Raw genomic sequence first — 16,592 nt, 5'->3', positions numbered from 1 at the left:
GCGGATTACTGATCCAGTAAGAAGTGATTTGATTTAACTAAGATAAAATCTTAGGTCGACTAAGGAGACGCTAGCCATGCTTTCTCGTTTATTAAAAGCTAAAATCCACCGTTGTGTCGTGACACAAGCAGAATTACATTATGAAGGTTCTTGTGCAATTGACGGCGTGTTAATGGATTTAGCCGGTATCCGTGAATATGAAGAAATTCATATGTGGAACGTGACTAATGGTAAGCGTTTTACCACTTATGCCATCCGTGGTGAAGAAAATTCTGGCATTATTTCAGTCAATGGTGGTGCTGCCCTGCAGGCTGATGTGGGCGATTTAATGATTATCGCCACATTTGGCGATTTCACCGAAGCTGAAGCGAATGCCCATAAACCTCGTCTGGTATATGCCAATCCGGACAATACAGTGAACCATACCGCCAACTGTATTCCTGTACAGGTTGCCTAAACTGATCAGTTCAGATCAAAACATTCAAAAAGCTCGCTTCTGCGGCAATGCTGTTCACTTAAGCATTTGAAGCCTCGCGAAATTTATTAGAGAATCCGATGTCAGGTTTGGCATCGGATTTTTTATGGTGTTTCAGCAGGATCTTCTCGACCTCAACGGTCTATTTAACTTCTCGGATCTGAGTACCTTTACTCACAATATCCCCATTGAGTGGGTCGAATCCGCACTCAAGTTGAGCAGTTCAGCTACTATCCGCAGGCGACGCTTGCCTGCAGATCAAGTCCTCTGGCTGGTTCTTGGGATGGCAATTTTTCGGGATGAGCCCATCCATGAAGTGGCAAGAAGACTGAATATTTGCGCTCAGGGGTTAGCCTCTCTTGACCTGCTGGCACGTAGTGGGGTAACTGAAGCCCGTAAGCGTTTGGGTGCAGATCCTGTAGAGTGGCTATTTCGCCAGACGGGTCAATACTGGGGACATGAGCGATATCCAGATGATCAATGGCAGGGGCTTCAGGTCTTTGCTGTCGATGGTGCACTCTTCCGAACCCAGGATACGACTGATCTTCGTGAGCACTTTGGCTCAGGCAATACTTCTACACAGCGCCAGACGCCATTTCCGATGCTACGGCTCGTCGCGCTGATGAATGTGCGCTCACATACACTGGTCGATGCACAGATCAGTCCCTATCGCCGGGGCGAGATTCCTTTGGCTGCAAAGTTTATCTCCCAGATTCCGAATAACTCGATCACCTTGTTTGACAAGGGTTTTTGGAGTGCGGATTTATTGCTTTCACTCTCGATGCAAGGTCAAGGTCGTCACTGGCTGATTCCGGAGCGCAAAAATCTGAAAAGTGATGTGATCGAGACGTATGCAGAAGGTGACGTGCGGGTACGGATGAAAGTGTCACCCCAGGCAAGAAAGAAAAACCCGATGCTCCCCGAATACTGGGAAGTCAGGCAAGTGAGTTATGCTGTGCGGGGCGGACGAATAAAGACAGTTCTGACCTCGCTGCCGGCCGATCAATATCCTGCAAAGGATATCGCCAGGCTCTATCAAGAGCGTTGGGAAATCGAATTGGGTTTTCGGGATATCAAAAGCTCGATGCAGCATAATGCCATCACGCTTCGCAGCAAGACGGTAGAGCTGGTTTATCAGGAGTTGTGGGGTCTGTTGCTGAGCTACAATATTATTCGGCGAGAAGCGGCATTTGCAGCGGTAGCCTTTGGGCGTTCACCTTCGGATATCCGTTTTAAGCCTGCATGCCAGTACATAGCCGTTCAGCTGATTGTGATGGCGAATGCCAACCCTTTGTCAGGGACTGGCAGGCGGCTATCGGAGCTGAGATCAGGGATGGGTAGCCTGTTTCTGGAAAGGCGTTCGAGGCCAACAACACCCCGAACGGTTAAGATGTCAAAAACCCGTTATCCGGTAGATCACAATGCTGCTCCTCTTAAGTGAACAGCATTGCGCTTCTGCGGGCTTTTTTATACCCTACATATTCATAATTATAAGCTTATTCTAAAGTTATTCTTGGTTTGACTATGGATATGACTGATTCATCTATAGAAATTTGTACCCACTGTTAAAAACAGGACTATACTTATGACACATCGCTTCAGGGCGGGGTGCAATTCCCCACCGGTGGTAAATTAAAACTACATTCTTGTAGGATTTAATCAGCCCACGAGCCTGTAAACTGGTTAAAGTTTACTCGCAGATTTGGTGAAAAACCAAAGCCGACGGTATAGTCCGGATGAAAGAAGACGACGTAACCGATATTGATATGTGATATATCGCTGCGACCCCATTTCTGCATCAGTCCTGAAATGTTCAACCGTATGTTTATTTTACGAGAGCGTTTCAATGTCTAGTTTGATTCAACCCGAAATTTTCTTTTCTGCCCTTCCTCCTGCTGAACAACGCATCCAAAAAGCCCTAGAAGATATCCGCCAGGGTAAACCTGTTTTGGTGATGGATGACTTTGACCGCGAAAATGAAGCCGACCTGATTGTAGCAGCAGAGACCTTAACTGTAGAAACCATGGCTCGCATGATTCGTGATGGTTCAGGCATTGTCTGTCTTTGCCTGACCGATAAACTCGCCAATCATTTAGAACTGCCACCAATGGTGACTGACAACTCGAGTCAGTTTAAAACAGCCTTTACCGTGACCATTGAAGCAGCTTCAGGTGTCACTACGGGTGTTTCCGCCAAAGACCGCACCACCACAGTAAAAGCGGCCATTAAGGATGGCGCTGTGGCAAGCGACTTAAACCGCCCGGGTCATGTGTTCCCCTTACGTGCGCGCGAAGGTGGCGTACTCACCCGTCGTGGTCATACCGAAGGTACTATTGATCTCGCACGTTTGGCCGGTTTAAAACCTGCTGGGGTTTTGTGTGAACTGACCAATCCTGACGGTACGATGGCATCTGGTATTCAGGTTCTGTCTTATGCACAGACTCATCATTTAACCGTGATTACCATTGAAGAAATTGTACAGTACCGTTTGCAGCATAATCTTTAAACGAGACAACAAAGCTTGCCACAAAAAATGAAAATCATCAGGCTTCCTGGTCAAGCCTGATGATTTTTTAATGCAAAATGATTTCAGTGCACACGAGAATAAGAAATTTTTTTATAAATTTTAAGTTAAAAAAGAGGACTTAATCCTCTTCTTCCAGACTTTGCAGCAAATGCATACTGATGCCATCAGCTCGTAAAAAGGCCAAATCATAACTGGCCGTGGCAAGTGCCAATACTCGTCGCTCAAATTCATCCCACAAAGGACGAACATCTTTATAGTGAATACCTAACCCACTATCATCAGTAAAATGACGATTTTTCTCACACAACTTTAATGCATGGTAGAGCTTGCGCCCTTTACTCGCATCCGGACGCAAACGCACACGCTTGGACAAAACAAAACTTTCAACATGGGCGATATCGGCCATAGGCAACATTGGAATCAAAATCTGATCAAGTTGCGAATCTAATCGACGCCAAATGGCTGTATGCTGCTCTGCTGTATAGGTATTCCATTTAATCACTTCATGATTAAAACGACGGCACCCCCGACAGACCGAATCACCAAACACCGTAGAGCAACGCCCTGCACATGGGGTCAAAGAAGCAATTCGACGATCAGTATTCAAAATAAACTCCGAAATTCAACAATGTTCACATCTGGAAAATTCAGACCGCTTTTCTGATTTGATAAACCATCAGCACAGGCATCATACATCCCCCAACAGCAAATGAAAAACCATATTTCATACTAGGTTTTATCGCTAATTGTGCCAATTCACGTTAGAATATGCGGCTTAAATTTTGTCTTACCTTAATACATTTGGAGTTTTCCATGAACGCTACTGTAGAACAGCTTGCACCTGTAGAACAGCAAGCGACCACTGACTGGGTTGTTGCGGCACTATATCAATTTAAAGAAGTTCAAAATCCTGCCGATCTGCAGCAACGTCTTCTTGATTTGGTAAAAACCATCAATCTTTGTGGAACTCTTATTGTTGCAGGAGAAGGCATTAACGGTACTGTAGCAGGTGACCGTGCAGCAATTGATACCATCCACCAGTTTCTTCTGGATGAAGGTTTTAACGCAATGGAATATAAAGAGTCACACAGCTCTGACAAGCCATTTCGTAAAATGAAAATTAAACTGAAAAAAGAAATTGTGACTTTAGGCGTTGAAGTCAAACCGCGCGATTTAGTCGGTCACTATCTTGATCCAAAAGAATGGAACGAACTGATTGCACGTGATGACGTGATCTTAATTGATACGCGTAACGACTACGAATATAAAGCCGGTACATTTAAAGGTGCAATTGATCCTAAAACTGAAACCTTCCGTGAATTCCCGGAATATGTAAAAAAACAGCTGGAACAGCATAAAGACAAGAAAATTGCCATGTTCTGTACGGGTGGTATTCGCTGTGAAAAATCAACATCATTATTGCTGCAAGAAGGCTTTAATGAGGTCTATCACTTGAAAGGCGGTATTTTAAAATACCTGGAAGAAACTCCTGCTGATGAAAGTATGTGGGAAGGTGAATGTTTCGTGTTTGATGGCCGTACAGCCGTAACTCATGGTGTAGAAGAAGGCCAGAACACCAAGTGTCATGCTTGTGGCTGGCCTTTGCTTCCTGGAGAAGTAGAACTTCCAAGCTATGAACATGGCGTATCATGTAAATACTGCATCGACAAAACCAGCGAGAAGCAAAAAGCTGGTTTCCGTATGCGTCAGTCACAAATTGCAGCCGCTAAACGTAAACGTCTGTAATCGAATGCCTTCAATAAAAGCACTCACAAAAGTAATGCCAGTCAGTTAAGCAATTGACTGGCATTTTCTTTTTTAAATCCATGATTATATTTAATATTTTGAAAATTCATCCACAGCCTATTGAAACAGCACTACATTAAAAAATGATTGTTTCTGCGATAAATTTACGAGTTGATAGTGGCTGATGAGTTTTACGGATAACAAAGAGCTTTGATCTTAGGAAGTAATGCTTCTCAGGGCGGAACCAAAGTAAAAAATGGTCTCAAGTATCTAATTTAAAATACCCAGACTCCGTCATGAAGCCAAAAATTTAAGAGTCTCTTTTTAAATTCCTTAACTGATTAGCATTAATCACAAGAGGACTTTTATTTACCTAAAATTAACAATAAATAAAAAAATATCACCAATTTTTACCATTAATGTGTGTCAAGTCACAAACAATCTGATAGTCTGAGATAAAAATTACAATAATCCCACAACATATTAATTTATAACGTGAAAAGGAGTTAAATTATGTCAAGAGCAATTAGTCGTTCCGCCAATTATACTCGACGCTTTTACCTTGCACGCGAAAGAAATCTACAAAAAGTCAAACACATTAAACAAACTCTAGAGCAGGAATCCCATCTTTTTATTGTGATGATGGGTGCTGTTATTGGCAGTATTTTTTCCCTGTTTATTGCCTACCATCTCACACCTAATCTGCTTGAATATGTCTTGCTCGGTGTCATTCCATTCGCGCTCGCCTATAGCTTAAGAAAAGTTTATATCCACACACTGATTCATAGCCAAGAATAATCTAAATGGATTCCCTGAATATACTTTACCCTGCAATCAATTAAATTTAGGATGATATAAATATCACTAATATTTTTATCACTTTATGAATCTGACAGAGTGGATTATTTCCATTATGGAACAACTGGGCTATCTTGGTATTGCCCTGCTGATGTTTCTTGATAATATATTTCCTCCCATTCCATCTGAAATCATCATGCCTTCTGCTGGCTATTCTGCATCACAAGGCCAGCTGACTTTATTTGGCGTCATCATTGCCGGTTGTTTCGGTTCATTGCTTGCAGCTGCTTTACTGTATTGGATTGGCTATAAGTTTAACCATGACAATATTTTCCGTTTCGTTGACCGTTATGGCAGATATATGTTTATCAAATCTAGTGATGTTAAAAAGTCTCTGGACTGGTTTGAGCATTATGGACATCGCATCGTATTCTTTGGTCGTATGATTCCAGCAGTTCGCTCGCTGATTAGTATTCCTGCTGGCATGAGCCACATGCCTTTTTGGAAATTTATGTTTTACAGCGGCTTAGGGACCATCATCTGGACTACATTTCTGGCGTGTGTCGGTTTTTATTTTGGTGAAAACCAACAGCTCATGCAGCAAATATTTAGCCAAGTCAGCCATGGTATTATCCTCATTATCCTGGTGATTATCGCCATCCTCTTATACCGTAGACAACTACGCAAAATGAAGAACTAATTGATTTTATCAGGGGCTTAAATGCAACAATATCTAAAAAGTTTTGCTATCGATTATGGCGTGGTTTTAATTCTCAGCGTTTTGTTTTTATTGTTTGTTACCAATCTTGGCTTGATGCTCTTCGTCGCTATTTTTTTTGTTACCATGATTCGTCATGTGATTAAATTCCTGCAAAAAGAACAACGCTTGCCGACTGCACAAGAACGCAATATCTTGGTCTGGGGAAATACTGCAATTGCCATTACTTTGGAGTGTTTTATTATATTCTTTTTGGTCATGATGAACCCGAATGCAGAACAAATTATTCAATCTGCTGAAAAAATGGGTTTAACAGGTTATGCCGTATTTATGTTGCTCATCGTTGCAATACATTTTGCTTTATTCTTTATTGCCTATCAGTGGATGAGTCCGCTCTTCTTGAAATTAAAATCCAGAAAATAGCCAGTTGACAATTAAAAAAGCACCTTATAGTGCTTTTTTAATTAACAAATTAATCTGAGCTAAATACATACATAAGCTGCGATTAGAACAGCACAAGATGTCACATCACGCTGGTGTGTGTGGATCTATGCGCGGCGATTATAGCAGCGCAAGGCGTACCATCATGCTGGCGTATGGTACATCAAATATAATTCATTTAAATTATCCGGGATTTCTTCAGCAATTTCATCCATCAACTGGCCATTGCGACGGAAAGATTCCATTTGCGGATCTTCTTCATCCACACCACTAAAGACCATCATTGGTAAAGTTAAGTCTACCAGTTGCTCTTCATGTTCGGGCGTGAACCAGGCATCTTCGTTTAGGAACATCGCATCGACAAAACCAACGCTCCAGTCACCTAAACTTGAATCCACTTCTGCTTCTTCAATTTCAAAAGGAAACTCAATTCCTTCTTCATTCGCCAGGCTTTGACGAATTGATTCTAACCAGGCTTTTACTTGAGCAATGATTTCAGCAGGCACTTTCTTGTGATTGTTATCAAAAAGTTCGTCCAGCCATTTATCGAATTTCGGACCAACCGCAATTGCACATAAAAAGCCATGAGTAGCCGGAAAATCTAGACCATATTCATTCTGGTCGCCATCTAGATATTCGCTTAAAAGGTCTAAATCTAAAGCACTCATTTAAAATCCAGGTTTGTAAAATAACTGCGACATAGCATAGCATTTTAGCCCGCTATGCAGAATCCTATTTTAGTTTTCTTCATCATCAAAATCGTCGTCATCATCCAGATCATAATCAAAATCTTTCAGCTCACGCTCTAAACGACGTTGTGCAAGAAGGTCATCAATCAGACGACGTTTTTCTAACGACTCTTTAGCACTAATTTTGCTTGATACTTCATCAAAACTAACATCATCATCACTGTAGCTATCATCTAGTTCAAAATCTGTAGAAGACACTAAAACTACCTCATGGTGAAAAAAAGTGAATGGGTCTAGGCGCTATTTATCCTGCTTATGCGCTCTTGTCAAGTATTTTTATTTTTTTCTCCCGTAAACCGGGTTTAATCTTGTTTTTCTCCCTAAAAATTGTGTATTTATTAGTTCCTGGAATTTCCAGCATGGACCAATAAAAACTCAACATAATTTGAGTGATCCACCCTATGGACTTGAAAAAAAAAGTTTCAGCCCAATATTGAAAACAGCTGTTAAATCAAATTTATATTTTTAAATGAAACTTGAGCAATCAATATTCAAAACAATTTTAAGCAAATTGTGCTATCATGCACGGTTTTTCACTGCCACAGATTCAACGAAGAGTAAGCAAAGATGAGCGATATGACTTCCCCTACTTCGCAAGTAGCGGCTCTGATTAGCCGAGGCAAAGAGCAAGGTTACTTAACTTACGCTGAGGTTAACGATCATCTCCCAGACTCGATCACTGAAAGCGAACAGATTGAAGACATCATTCAGATGCTTCAGGATGTCGGTATTCCTGTTCATGAACGTGCACCTGAATCTGATGACACCATGTTCGATGGCACCAGTGCAGAAGCGACCGATGAAGTTGCCGAAGAAGAAGCGGCAGCCGTACTTGCTTCTGTTGAAAACGAACCTGGTCGCACCACAGATCCCGTACGTATGTACATGCGTGAAATGGGAACGGTTGAACTCTTAACACGTGAAGGCGAAATTAGCATTGCCAAACGCATTGAAGAAGGTATTCGTGACGTTCTGCACTCAATTGCCTACTGGCCAAATGCCGTTGAAGTTGTATTAAAAGAATATAGCGATGTTACCGAAGGTGAACGTCGTCTTGCTGATATTTTATCGGGCTATTTAGACCCGGAATCTGATGAAGAAATTCCAGAAGTTTTAGAAGATGAAGCGGATATCGATGAGGATGAAGAATCAACATCTAAATCGACCAAAGATGTAAAACTGGACGATGACGAAGAAGAAGAATCTGAAACTGAGGATGATTCTGAAGGTGAGTCAGGTCCTGACCCGGAAATTGCACGTGTGCGTTTTGCTGAACTGGAAGAAGCCTGGAAAGCCACTAAAGCGACCATTGAAAAACACGGTCGTAACAGCAAACAGGCAGATGAAGCGCTTCAAGCACTGGCAACCGTGTTTATGATGTTCAAATTCACTCCGCGTCTATTTGACATCATTTCTGAAATGATTCGTGGCACCCATGAACAGATCCGCACGTCTGAACGTGAAGTAATGCGTTATGCAGTCCGCCGTGGCCGTATGGACCGCACTCAATTCCGTACATCTTTCCCGGGCCAGGAATCAAATCCAGCTTGGTTGGATGAGCAAATTGCCAAAGCGCCAGCTGAACAAAAAACTTATTTAGAAAAAGTACGTCCCGATGTACTGGCATTCCAGCAAAAGATTGCTGACATCGAAAAAGAATTGGGTTTGAATGTTAAGGAAATCAAAGATATTTCTAAACGTATGGCTGTAGGTGAAGCAAAAGCCCGTCGTGCGAAAAAGGAAATGGTTGAAGCCAACTTGCGTCTGGTGATTTCGATTGCGAAAAAATACACCAACCGTGGTTTGCAATTCCTTGACCTGATTCAAGAAGGGAACATCGGCTTGATGAAAGCGGTAGACAAGTTTGAATACCGTCGCGGTTATAAATTCTCGACTTATGCCACCTGGTGGATTCGTCAGGCAATTACCCGTTCGATTGCCGATCAGGCACGTACCATTCGTATCCCGGTACACATGATTGAAACCATCAACAAGATCAACCGTGTATCTCGTCAATTACTTCAGGAAATGGGCCGTGAACCAACCCCGGAAGAATTGGGCGAACGTCTGGAAATGGATGAAGTTAAAGTCCGTAAAGTACTTAAAATTGCCAAAGAGCCGATTTCCATGGAAACGCCAATTGGTGATGATGAAGATTCGCATTTGGGTGACTTTATTGAAGATGGCAACATCACTTCTCCAATTGATGCGGCAACTTCAGAAGGCCTGAAAGAAGCAACCCGTGAAGTACTGGAAAACCTGACTGAACGTGAAGCGAAAGTCTTGAAAATGCGTTTTGGTATCGACATGCCGACTGACCACACTCTGGAAGAAGTCGGTAAACAGTTTGACGTTACCCGTGAACGTATCCGCCAGATTGAAGCCAAAGCACTACGCAAATTACGTCATCCTTCTCGTTCTGAACACTTACGTTCATTCCTGGAAAATGACTAAGACATAGTGATACGGATGGGGATTGAAAAGTTATCCAATACCCCCATCTAGTATTCAGCAACACATAACGCCTGCCTCTATGCAGGCGTTTGATATATAAGTGGGACTACTATGACCATGTTAGACCGTACACCATCTCGCGAACTTCAGGAACATCTATGGGTTTTCCCTATGGATTATCCGATCAAACTGATTGGTGAAGCCTGTGAAGAATTACATATTGCTGTTGTAGATATTTTGGTAAAACATTTTCCGGAATTTGATGGTAACAGCATCAAGGTACAACCTTCACGCACTGGAAAATATCACTCTTTAACTGCCCAAATCGTTTTTGTCGAACTGGAACAGGTACATGCTTTATATGCTGACTTGGCAGCCTGCCCATTGATTAAAACTGCACTTTAAGAGCAAAAAACACGCGTCATGCGTGTTTTTTTATTTATAAGGCAATATAAATATTATCAATACTACGAAAAACTTTAAATCATCCAGTGATCATCCCCTATCTTGGCATGATTTCATTATAATCCTTGCATCCTGTTGAAAATTTTTAAGGACGCACTTCACATGACTGATGCTGTTCTAAAACCCAAACTGATTATTCGTCAATTTAACCAGCTCACACCTTATCTCGACCATTTTCAGGAGATGAAAAACCTGACTGAAAACCGTGATGAACATACACCAGATGAACTGTGGATTTTGCAGCATCATGATGTACTAACTCAAGGTCAAGCTGGCAAACCTGAGCATATTCTGATACCCAGCAATATTCCAGTCGTACAAACGGATCGCGGTGGACAAGTGACCTGGCATGGCCCAGGCCAACTGGTAGCCTACTTTATGTTTGACCTAAACCGCTTGGGCTGGAATGTACGCACGCTGGTATCTTATGCTGAAAATTTAATGATTGGACTGCTGAACAAATATGGCATTGAAGCCTATGCCAAACCGGATGCGCCGGGCGTTTATGTCAATGAGCGCAAGATTGGTTCGCTGGGTTTTAAAATCCGCAAAGGACGCAGCTATCACGGACTGGCTCTAAATATTGATTGTGACCTGTCTGGTTTCCACACCATTAACCCCTGTGGTTATGCTGGCCTGGAGATGGTACGCATTCAGGATTTAGTTCAAGATTATCCAAAATTCGAGAACTTATGCTTCGATATCATTGAAACTTTAAACAACAGCGGTTACTTTAGTGAAGTTCAAATCATGCAACAATAATTTTGCTTTTGACATAAAAATAAATTAGAGTATTTACTCTAAACTAATAAAATATTCTTTAGATAAGGGATACGCGAGTGATTTCAACCAAATCCGTTAAGCCCGCTTTACAACTGACCTATGTCAAACTCATGATGGATGTGATTGGCAGAGGTCTGGTAATGGCGAGTCAAGTCGACGCCGAAGTCAAACAGGAAGTTGCAAAATTCCCGGTGGGTTTCGTTCTATCGATGAAAGTATTTCCCCATGGCCCGGCTTTTATTGCAAAAGTCACGGAAGACCATCAATTACAATTACTGCAATCTGTAGACAGCAAACCTGACCTTACCATTACTTTTAAGCACTTAAGCCATGCCTTTTTAGTATTTTCCTTTCAGGAAAGTACCGCACAGGCCTTTGCCCATGACCGTATGATAGCCGATGGAGATATTGCATTTGCCATTCGTTTGGTCCGCTGCTTAAACAAAATGGAAGCGCTGATTTTACCTAAGCTCCTTGCTGAGCTTGCTGTAAAACAATATCCGACCGAATTAAGCCTAAAAGAAAAACTGACTGGAGCTGCAAATATTTATTTGAAAGTAGCTCAATCCTATTTTAAACGGAGTGCATAACATGGCTAAGCCTTATTACGAATTTTTCTGTCCGGTCAAAGTCATTGCAGGTCATGCTGCCTTAGAACATATTCCGTTTGAACTTGCTACTTTGGGTGCAAAACGTCCTCTGATCATTACTGACAAAGGTGTACGCAGCAACAACCTGCTTGCACCCATTGAAGCGGCTTTTGAATCTACCGATGCGGTGATTGGTTATATTTTTGATGATGTTCCACCTGATTCAAGTGTACAAACCGTCCGAAATGCAGCGAAAGCTTATCGTGATAATGGTTGTGATGCGATTATTGCTGTCGGTGGCGGTTCAGTGATTGATACTTCCAAGGCAACCAATATTCTGGTGACCGAAGGTGGCGATGACCTGCTTAAATATTCAGGTGCACATAACCTGCCAAAACCGTTAAAACCATTTTTTGTGATTCCTACCACATCGGGTACGGGTTCAGAAGTGACCATGGTGGCTGTGGTCTCGGATCTTGAAAAAAATGTCAAAATGCCCTTTGCATCCTATTATCTGATGCCACATGCGGCAATTCTGGATCCGCGCATGACCCAGACCTTGCCACCACATTTAACTGCCATGACAGCCATGGATGCACTAACCCATGCAGTTGAGGCCTATACCTGTATGGCAGCCAATCCGATCAGTGATGCTTATGCGACAGCTGCCATCAAAAAAGTGAGCAACAGCCTGTTCAATGTGTTAGATAATCCAACTGATGAGTTTGGCCGTCTGGAATTAGCCCAAGCTTCCACCATGGCCGGTATTGCGTTCTCGAACTCCATGGTAGGCCTGGTGCATTCCCTTGGACATGCTTTAGGTGCAGTTGCACATTTACCACATGGCCTGTGCATGAACCTGTTCCTGCCTTATGTGCTTGAGTACAATAAAGAAGTGAATGGTGACAAGATTGCAGAATTATTGCTACCTTTAGCAGGTTCAGACATTTATGCGCAAACCCCTGCCCATCTACGTGCCGATAAAACCATTGCTACGATTCTGACCATGCGTGATCGCTTGTATGCACTGACGAAATTGCCACGTACTTTACGTGAAACCGGCAAGGTTTCAGAAGCACAACTGGATGAAGTCGCAGACAAAGCATTAAATGATGGTTCCATTATTTACAATCCGAAAGAAGCCACCTTGAGCGATTTAAAAGCGATTTTAGAAAAAGCTTGGTAAATATTGAAAATTAAGCGAATATAGCTAAAAATGAGCCTGATGTTTTTTTAAGCATCAGGCTTTTACTTTTATATAGAAAATTAAAGCGAGTCTTTTATATCAAGTGGCATATTTTCTGCATTAAAAACTCACAAAGATATTGGCAAAACGTACCAAACTAGAGTAGATTGGCGCACTTTTGTTTTATTCATTTAGGGGGGATCGTTCGTCTCAAACGATCCTTGTAAACATGACTGATCCTTGATCAACGATAAGAGGATAACGCCGTTGACAAATATCTCTGGGACTCAATCGACAGCTAAACTGCAAAAAACGCTTGGACTCTGGCACATCATTATTATTGGTTTAGCTTATATTCAGCCAATGACATTATTTGATACCTTCGGTCTGGTTTCTGAAGAAAGCCATTACCACGTGCCAACTTCCTACATTATTGCCCTGATTGCAATTCTGTTTACATCTATTAGTTATGGACACATGATCCGTCGTTATCCATCATCAGGGTCGGCATATACTTATGCACAAAAATCGATTCACCCTAATGTCGGTTTTATGGTGGGCTGGTCATCATGGCTGGATTATCTACTGTCACCCATGGTCAACATCATTTTGGCAGTCATTTATCTGGAAGCCTTGTTTCCTGAAGTCAATCATTGGGTTTGGGTTGTTGCACTGACCGCATTTATGACTGGCGTAAACTTGCGTGGTGCCAGATTCGTTGCCAACTTCAACGGCCTGATTGTATTGATTCAGCTGGCAGTCATCGCATACTTCACCTGGATGGTTTACTCTCTACTTGCAGGTGGGATCAATGCCGATGGTACATTAGCGAATGCCAAATACCAGTTATGGAGTCTTGAACCGTTCTGGAATGAAATGACAGCTTTGGGTCCGTTAATTACCGGTGCAACATTGCTTTGTTTCTCTTTTACCGGTTTTGACTCACTCAGCTCACTGGCAGAAGAAACCAAAGAGACTGAAAAGACTCTACCTAAAGCGATTTTCCTTACGGCACTCATCGCAGGTATTATCTTCATTATCAGTACCTATTTCATGCAAATTTACTTCCCGAACGATCCGAAGACTTACTTCGAAGATGTTGCTGCAACTCAGCCAGACATTCTTCAAGCTGTTGGCGGAGTAGCGTTCAAAACTGTAGTGCTTTACTTTGCAATCGTCACGGTGATGGCATCAGGTATTTCTGCACATGCAGGTGTTTCACGCTTAATGTATGTGATGGGCCGTGATGGCGTGATCAATAAGAAAATTTTTGGTCATATTAGCCCAAAAAGCTACACGCCAGTTTACAACATTCTGATTGTAGGTGCCGTGGCTTTAACTGCTGGTTTCATGGATTTGGACATCGTAATTTCGATGATCAGTTTTGGTGCCCTCACTGCCTTTACCTTTGTAAATCTGTCTGTGATTTCACGTTATGCCTTACGAGATGGTCGCACCAAAAGCATCAAAGACATTCTCAGCTTTGTGGTCATTCCTTTACTCGGCTTCCTGAGCATTTTTGCGATGTGGCTAGAAATTGAAGATACGGCATTAAAATTTGGTTTATGGTGGGCAATGTTCGGTATTTTGTATCTGGGTTATAAAACCAAAGGCTTCAAACACCCCGCTCCGCAGCACAACGAGTTTGATGATACGCATTAATGCTTTGACTTCATGCAAAAAAAAGACGCTCAATGCGTCTTTTTTTATGCTCTGAAATTAAACCAGTTCTTTAAAACCTTGCTGACGCCATGCTTCGTACAGAATAACTGCTGTAGCATTAGATAAATTTAAACTACGTGAATTAGCAGCCATGGGTAAACGAACCCAGTGTTTTTCCGGAAACATCATACGCACATTTTCAGGCAAACCACGTGTTTCTGGTCCCATCAACAACGCCACCGGGCGGTTTAAATTTGATGTATGCGGAGTTTCAGAACCTTTGGTGGTTAAGGGATAGATGGCATCATTCTCAATTCCCTGTTCTTTTAAATGCGCCATACATTCTGCAAAGTTTTCCCACACTTTCATATGCGCCCACTCATGATAGTCCAGACCTGCACGTCTCAGCTTTTTATCATCCAGCTCAAAACCCAGCGGTTTTACCAGATGCAACTGCGCACCGGTATTGGCACATAAACGGATGATATTCCCAGTGTTGGCAGGAATTTCAGGCTTGTATAAAACAACGTGGATCACAGGATTTCTCTACTCTTTCAATGTAACAAGACTCGAATTAGCCTTGCCACTGTAATTGTTCGCGCAATTTTACCACTTCCCCAATAATGGTCAGGGTTGGCGCTTGAATTTGATGTTCTGACACTTTTGAAGCAATATCGGCCAAGGTTCCAACCACCACTTTCTGGTCAGGGGTAGTCCCTTTGGAAATAAGTGCAACCGGCATGTCTGGACGTTGGCCATGGGCAATCAGCTGGGCACAGATTTTTTCCAGACCCACCAGCCCCATATACAACACCAAGGTCTGGTTTTCATACACCAGCTCACTCCAAGGTAACTCTGGCGAACCTTCTTTTAAATGTCCAGTCAGGAAGCGCACACTTTGCGCATAGTCACGATGAGTTAAAGGAATACCAGCATAGGCTGAACAACCTGAAGCCGCGGTAATCCCTGGCACCACCTGAAAAGCCACACCTGCAGCAAACAGTTCCTGAATCTCTTCACCACCACGACCAAAAATAAATGGATCACCGCCTTTTAAACGGCAGACACGTTTACCTTTTGCAGCATATTCCACCAAGAGTGCATTAATGCCTTCTTGCGGCACACTATGATTGGAGCGGGCTTTACCCACATAAACCTTTTCCGCATCACGGCGGCACAAGTCCATAATCGCAGGCGATACTAAACGGTCGTAAATAACCACATCTGCCTGCTGCATTAAACGCAGTGCTTTTAAGGTCAACAGTTCAGGATCGCCAGGTCCTGCGCCCACCAGGTAGACTTCACCTTTTGGCGCTTTCCATTCCATTAAGGCTTGTTCAATTAAACGGTCCGCTTCAGCGATATTGTCATTAAACACCTGTTCTTTGAGTGGACTGGCATACAGGTCTTCCCAAAAAATACGGCGTTCATCTGGATTGGCAATTTTGGCTTTTACTGCCGCACGCCATTTTCCAGAAAACTCTGCCAGCTTGCCCATGCCATGCGGAATACTGGCTTCCAGTTGGGTACGAATTTGACGGGATAAAACTGGTGATTTGCCATTGGTGGCAATCGAAACCACCAAAGGAGAACGGTCGATAATAGCAGGCACCATAAAACGGCAATGCGGTAGATCATCCACACTATTCACCAGAATTTTTTCAGCTTCGCAAACTTCAAAAACCTGTATGTTGGTCGCTTTGTCATTGGTAGCCGCAATCACCAACCGGTAAGGGCGTAATGGAATATCTGGACTAAAAGATGCTTGGACATATTGCCCTTGGCTGGCACGAACAATCTCTAGTAAATCAGTTTCGATTTCAGGCGCAATCACATCAATGATTGCCCCTGCTTTTGCCAAAAGTACGGCCTTACGATAGGCAATGCGCCCACCACCGACAATCAGACAAGGTTGCTGTTGCAACTTTAAAGAGATTGGAAAGATATCCACACACTACCTCAATATTTTAAATCTGACTGTCTTAAGCAATTTTCATG

18 protein-coding genes and 1 riboswitch are annotated in these 16,592 nt (G+C 42.6%); of the genes, 13 read left to right on the top strand and 5 right to left on the bottom strand.

The annotated features are described in order from the left end of the window. Positions 1 to 76 precede the first annotated feature (76 nt). From panD to ribB, 3 genes are all read left to right on the top strand, one after another. Complete coding sequence (gene panD / locus JFY49_RS04180; RefSeq protein WP_086196843.1) at positions 77 to 457, top strand: aspartate 1-decarboxylase; 381 nt, start codon at positions 77 to 79, stop codon at positions 455 to 457. A 124-nt stretch (positions 458 to 581) separates the two neighbouring features. Next, the gene (locus tag JFY49_RS04175) at positions 582 to 1,916 is read left to right on the top strand and encodes an IS4 family transposase (protein WP_200223737.1); all 1,335 of its coding nucleotides are present in this window, start codon (positions 582 to 584) and stop codon (positions 1,914 to 1,916) included. A 150-nt stretch (positions 1,917 to 2,066) separates the two neighbouring features. Then, positions 2,067 to 2,227, top strand: a riboswitch (FMN riboswitch). Between the two features lie 94 nt (positions 2,228 to 2,321). Then, positions 2,322 to 2,981 carry a 3,4-dihydroxy-2-butanone-4-phosphate synthase gene (gene ribB, locus JFY49_RS04170; protein WP_200223963.1) on the top strand — a complete coding sequence of 220 codons (660 nt, stop codon included), beginning with the start codon at positions 2,322 to 2,324 and terminating at the stop codon, positions 2,979 to 2,981. 139 nt (positions 2,982 to 3,120) lie between these two features. Here ribB and JFY49_RS04165 read toward each other — a convergent pair whose 3' ends face one another. Continuing rightward, entirely contained in the window at positions 3,121 to 3,609 is a 489-nt protein-coding gene (locus JFY49_RS04165; RefSeq protein ID WP_200223960.1) for a DUF1289 domain-containing protein, read from the bottom strand. A 206-nt stretch (positions 3,610 to 3,815) separates the two neighbouring features. Here JFY49_RS04165 and JFY49_RS04160 point away from each other — a divergent pair, with 206 nt between their 5' ends. The 4 genes from JFY49_RS04160 (at position 3,816) to JFY49_RS04145 (ending at position 6,687) form a co-directional block, all read left to right on the top strand. Then, a complete protein-coding gene (locus tag JFY49_RS04160; protein ID WP_180042395.1) occupies positions 3,816 to 4,748 on the top strand; it encodes a rhodanese-related sulfurtransferase in 933 nt (310 codons plus the stop codon). 513 nt (positions 4,749 to 5,261) lie between these two features. Next, entirely contained in the window at positions 5,262 to 5,546 is a 285-nt protein-coding gene (locus tag JFY49_RS04155) for an FUSC family protein (RefSeq protein WP_200223957.1), read from the top strand. A gap of 85 nt (positions 5,547 to 5,631) precedes the next feature. Then, a complete protein-coding gene (locus JFY49_RS04150) occupies positions 5,632 to 6,246 on the top strand; it encodes a DedA family protein (protein WP_200223954.1) in 615 nt (204 codons plus the stop codon). Positions 6,247 to 6,267: 21 nt separating this feature from the next. Beyond that, complete coding sequence (locus tag JFY49_RS04145; protein ID WP_200223951.1) at positions 6,268 to 6,687, top strand: ABZJ_00895 family protein; 420 nt, start codon at positions 6,268 to 6,270, stop codon at positions 6,685 to 6,687. A 161-nt stretch (positions 6,688 to 6,848) separates the two neighbouring features. On the opposite strand, the gene JFY49_RS04140 is transcribed toward JFY49_RS04145, so the two are convergent. Together JFY49_RS04140 and JFY49_RS04135 are read right to left on the bottom strand one after the other, a co-directional pair. Next, on the bottom strand, positions 6,849 to 7,373 hold the full coding sequence (locus JFY49_RS04140) for a YecA family protein (protein ID WP_166170407.1): 525 nt from the start codon (positions 7,371 to 7,373) through the stop codon (positions 6,849 to 6,851). A 69-nt stretch (positions 7,374 to 7,442) separates the two neighbouring features. Next, positions 7,443 to 7,652 (bottom strand): PA3496 family putative envelope integrity protein, encoded by a 210-nt coding sequence (locus JFY49_RS04135; RefSeq protein ID WP_200223948.1) that lies wholly within the window; start codon positions 7,650 to 7,652, stop codon positions 7,443 to 7,445. Positions 7,653 to 8,021: 369 nt separating this feature from the next. On the opposite strand from JFY49_RS04135, the gene rpoD reads away from it, so the two are divergent. The 6 genes from rpoD (at position 8,022) to JFY49_RS04105 (ending at position 14,594) form a co-directional block, all read left to right on the top strand. Beyond that, the gene (rpoD, locus tag JFY49_RS04130) at positions 8,022 to 9,908 is read left to right on the top strand and encodes an RNA polymerase sigma factor RpoD (protein WP_200223945.1); all 1,887 of its coding nucleotides are present in this window, start codon (positions 8,022 to 8,024) and stop codon (positions 9,906 to 9,908) included. A 117-nt stretch (positions 9,909 to 10,025) separates the two neighbouring features. Then, positions 10,026 to 10,313, top strand: a complete 288-nt coding sequence (locus JFY49_RS04125) for a YbeD family protein (RefSeq protein WP_086196931.1) — start codon at positions 10,026 to 10,028, stop codon at positions 10,311 to 10,313. 162 nt (positions 10,314 to 10,475) lie between these two features. Next, a complete protein-coding gene (gene lipB, locus JFY49_RS04120) occupies positions 10,476 to 11,135 on the top strand; it encodes a lipoyl(octanoyl) transferase LipB (protein ID WP_200223942.1) in 660 nt (219 codons plus the stop codon). Between the two features lie 77 nt (positions 11,136 to 11,212). Next, positions 11,213 to 11,746: a hypothetical protein gene (locus JFY49_RS04115; protein WP_200223939.1), complete on the top strand. Its 534-nt coding sequence runs from the start codon at positions 11,213 to 11,215 to the stop codon at positions 11,744 to 11,746. A 1-nt stretch (position 11,747) separates the two neighbouring features. Continuing rightward, entirely contained in the window at positions 11,748 to 12,932 is a 1,185-nt protein-coding gene (locus JFY49_RS04110; protein WP_200223937.1) for an iron-containing alcohol dehydrogenase, read from the top strand. Between the two features lie 267 nt (positions 12,933 to 13,199). Continuing rightward, positions 13,200 to 14,594 carry an APC family permease gene (locus JFY49_RS04105; RefSeq protein ID WP_200223935.1) on the top strand — a complete coding sequence of 465 codons (1,395 nt, stop codon included), beginning with the start codon at positions 13,200 to 13,202 and terminating at the stop codon, positions 14,592 to 14,594. Between the two features lie 57 nt (positions 14,595 to 14,651). Here JFY49_RS04105 and JFY49_RS04100 read toward each other — a convergent pair whose 3' ends face one another. Together JFY49_RS04100 and cysG are read right to left on the bottom strand one after the other, a co-directional pair. Then, positions 14,652 to 15,131 carry a tRNA (cytidine(34)-2'-O)-methyltransferase gene (locus JFY49_RS04100; protein WP_200223934.1) on the bottom strand — a complete coding sequence of 160 codons (480 nt, stop codon included), beginning with the start codon at positions 15,129 to 15,131 and terminating at the stop codon, positions 14,652 to 14,654. A 37-nt stretch (positions 15,132 to 15,168) separates the two neighbouring features. Continuing rightward, the gene (gene cysG, locus JFY49_RS04095) at positions 15,169 to 16,545 is read right to left on the bottom strand and encodes a siroheme synthase CysG (RefSeq protein ID WP_200223932.1); all 1,377 of its coding nucleotides are present in this window, start codon (positions 16,543 to 16,545) and stop codon (positions 15,169 to 15,171) included. Positions 16,546 to 16,592 lie beyond the last annotated feature (47 nt).

Origin of the sequence: Acinetobacter sp. CS-2, from assembly GCF_016599715.1 — a bacterium.
Lineage (GTDB): Bacteria > Pseudomonadota > Gammaproteobacteria > Pseudomonadales > Moraxellaceae > Acinetobacter.
Note: the sequence above shows the minus strand (reverse complement) of the source record. Positions and strands in the feature narration are given on the sequence as shown.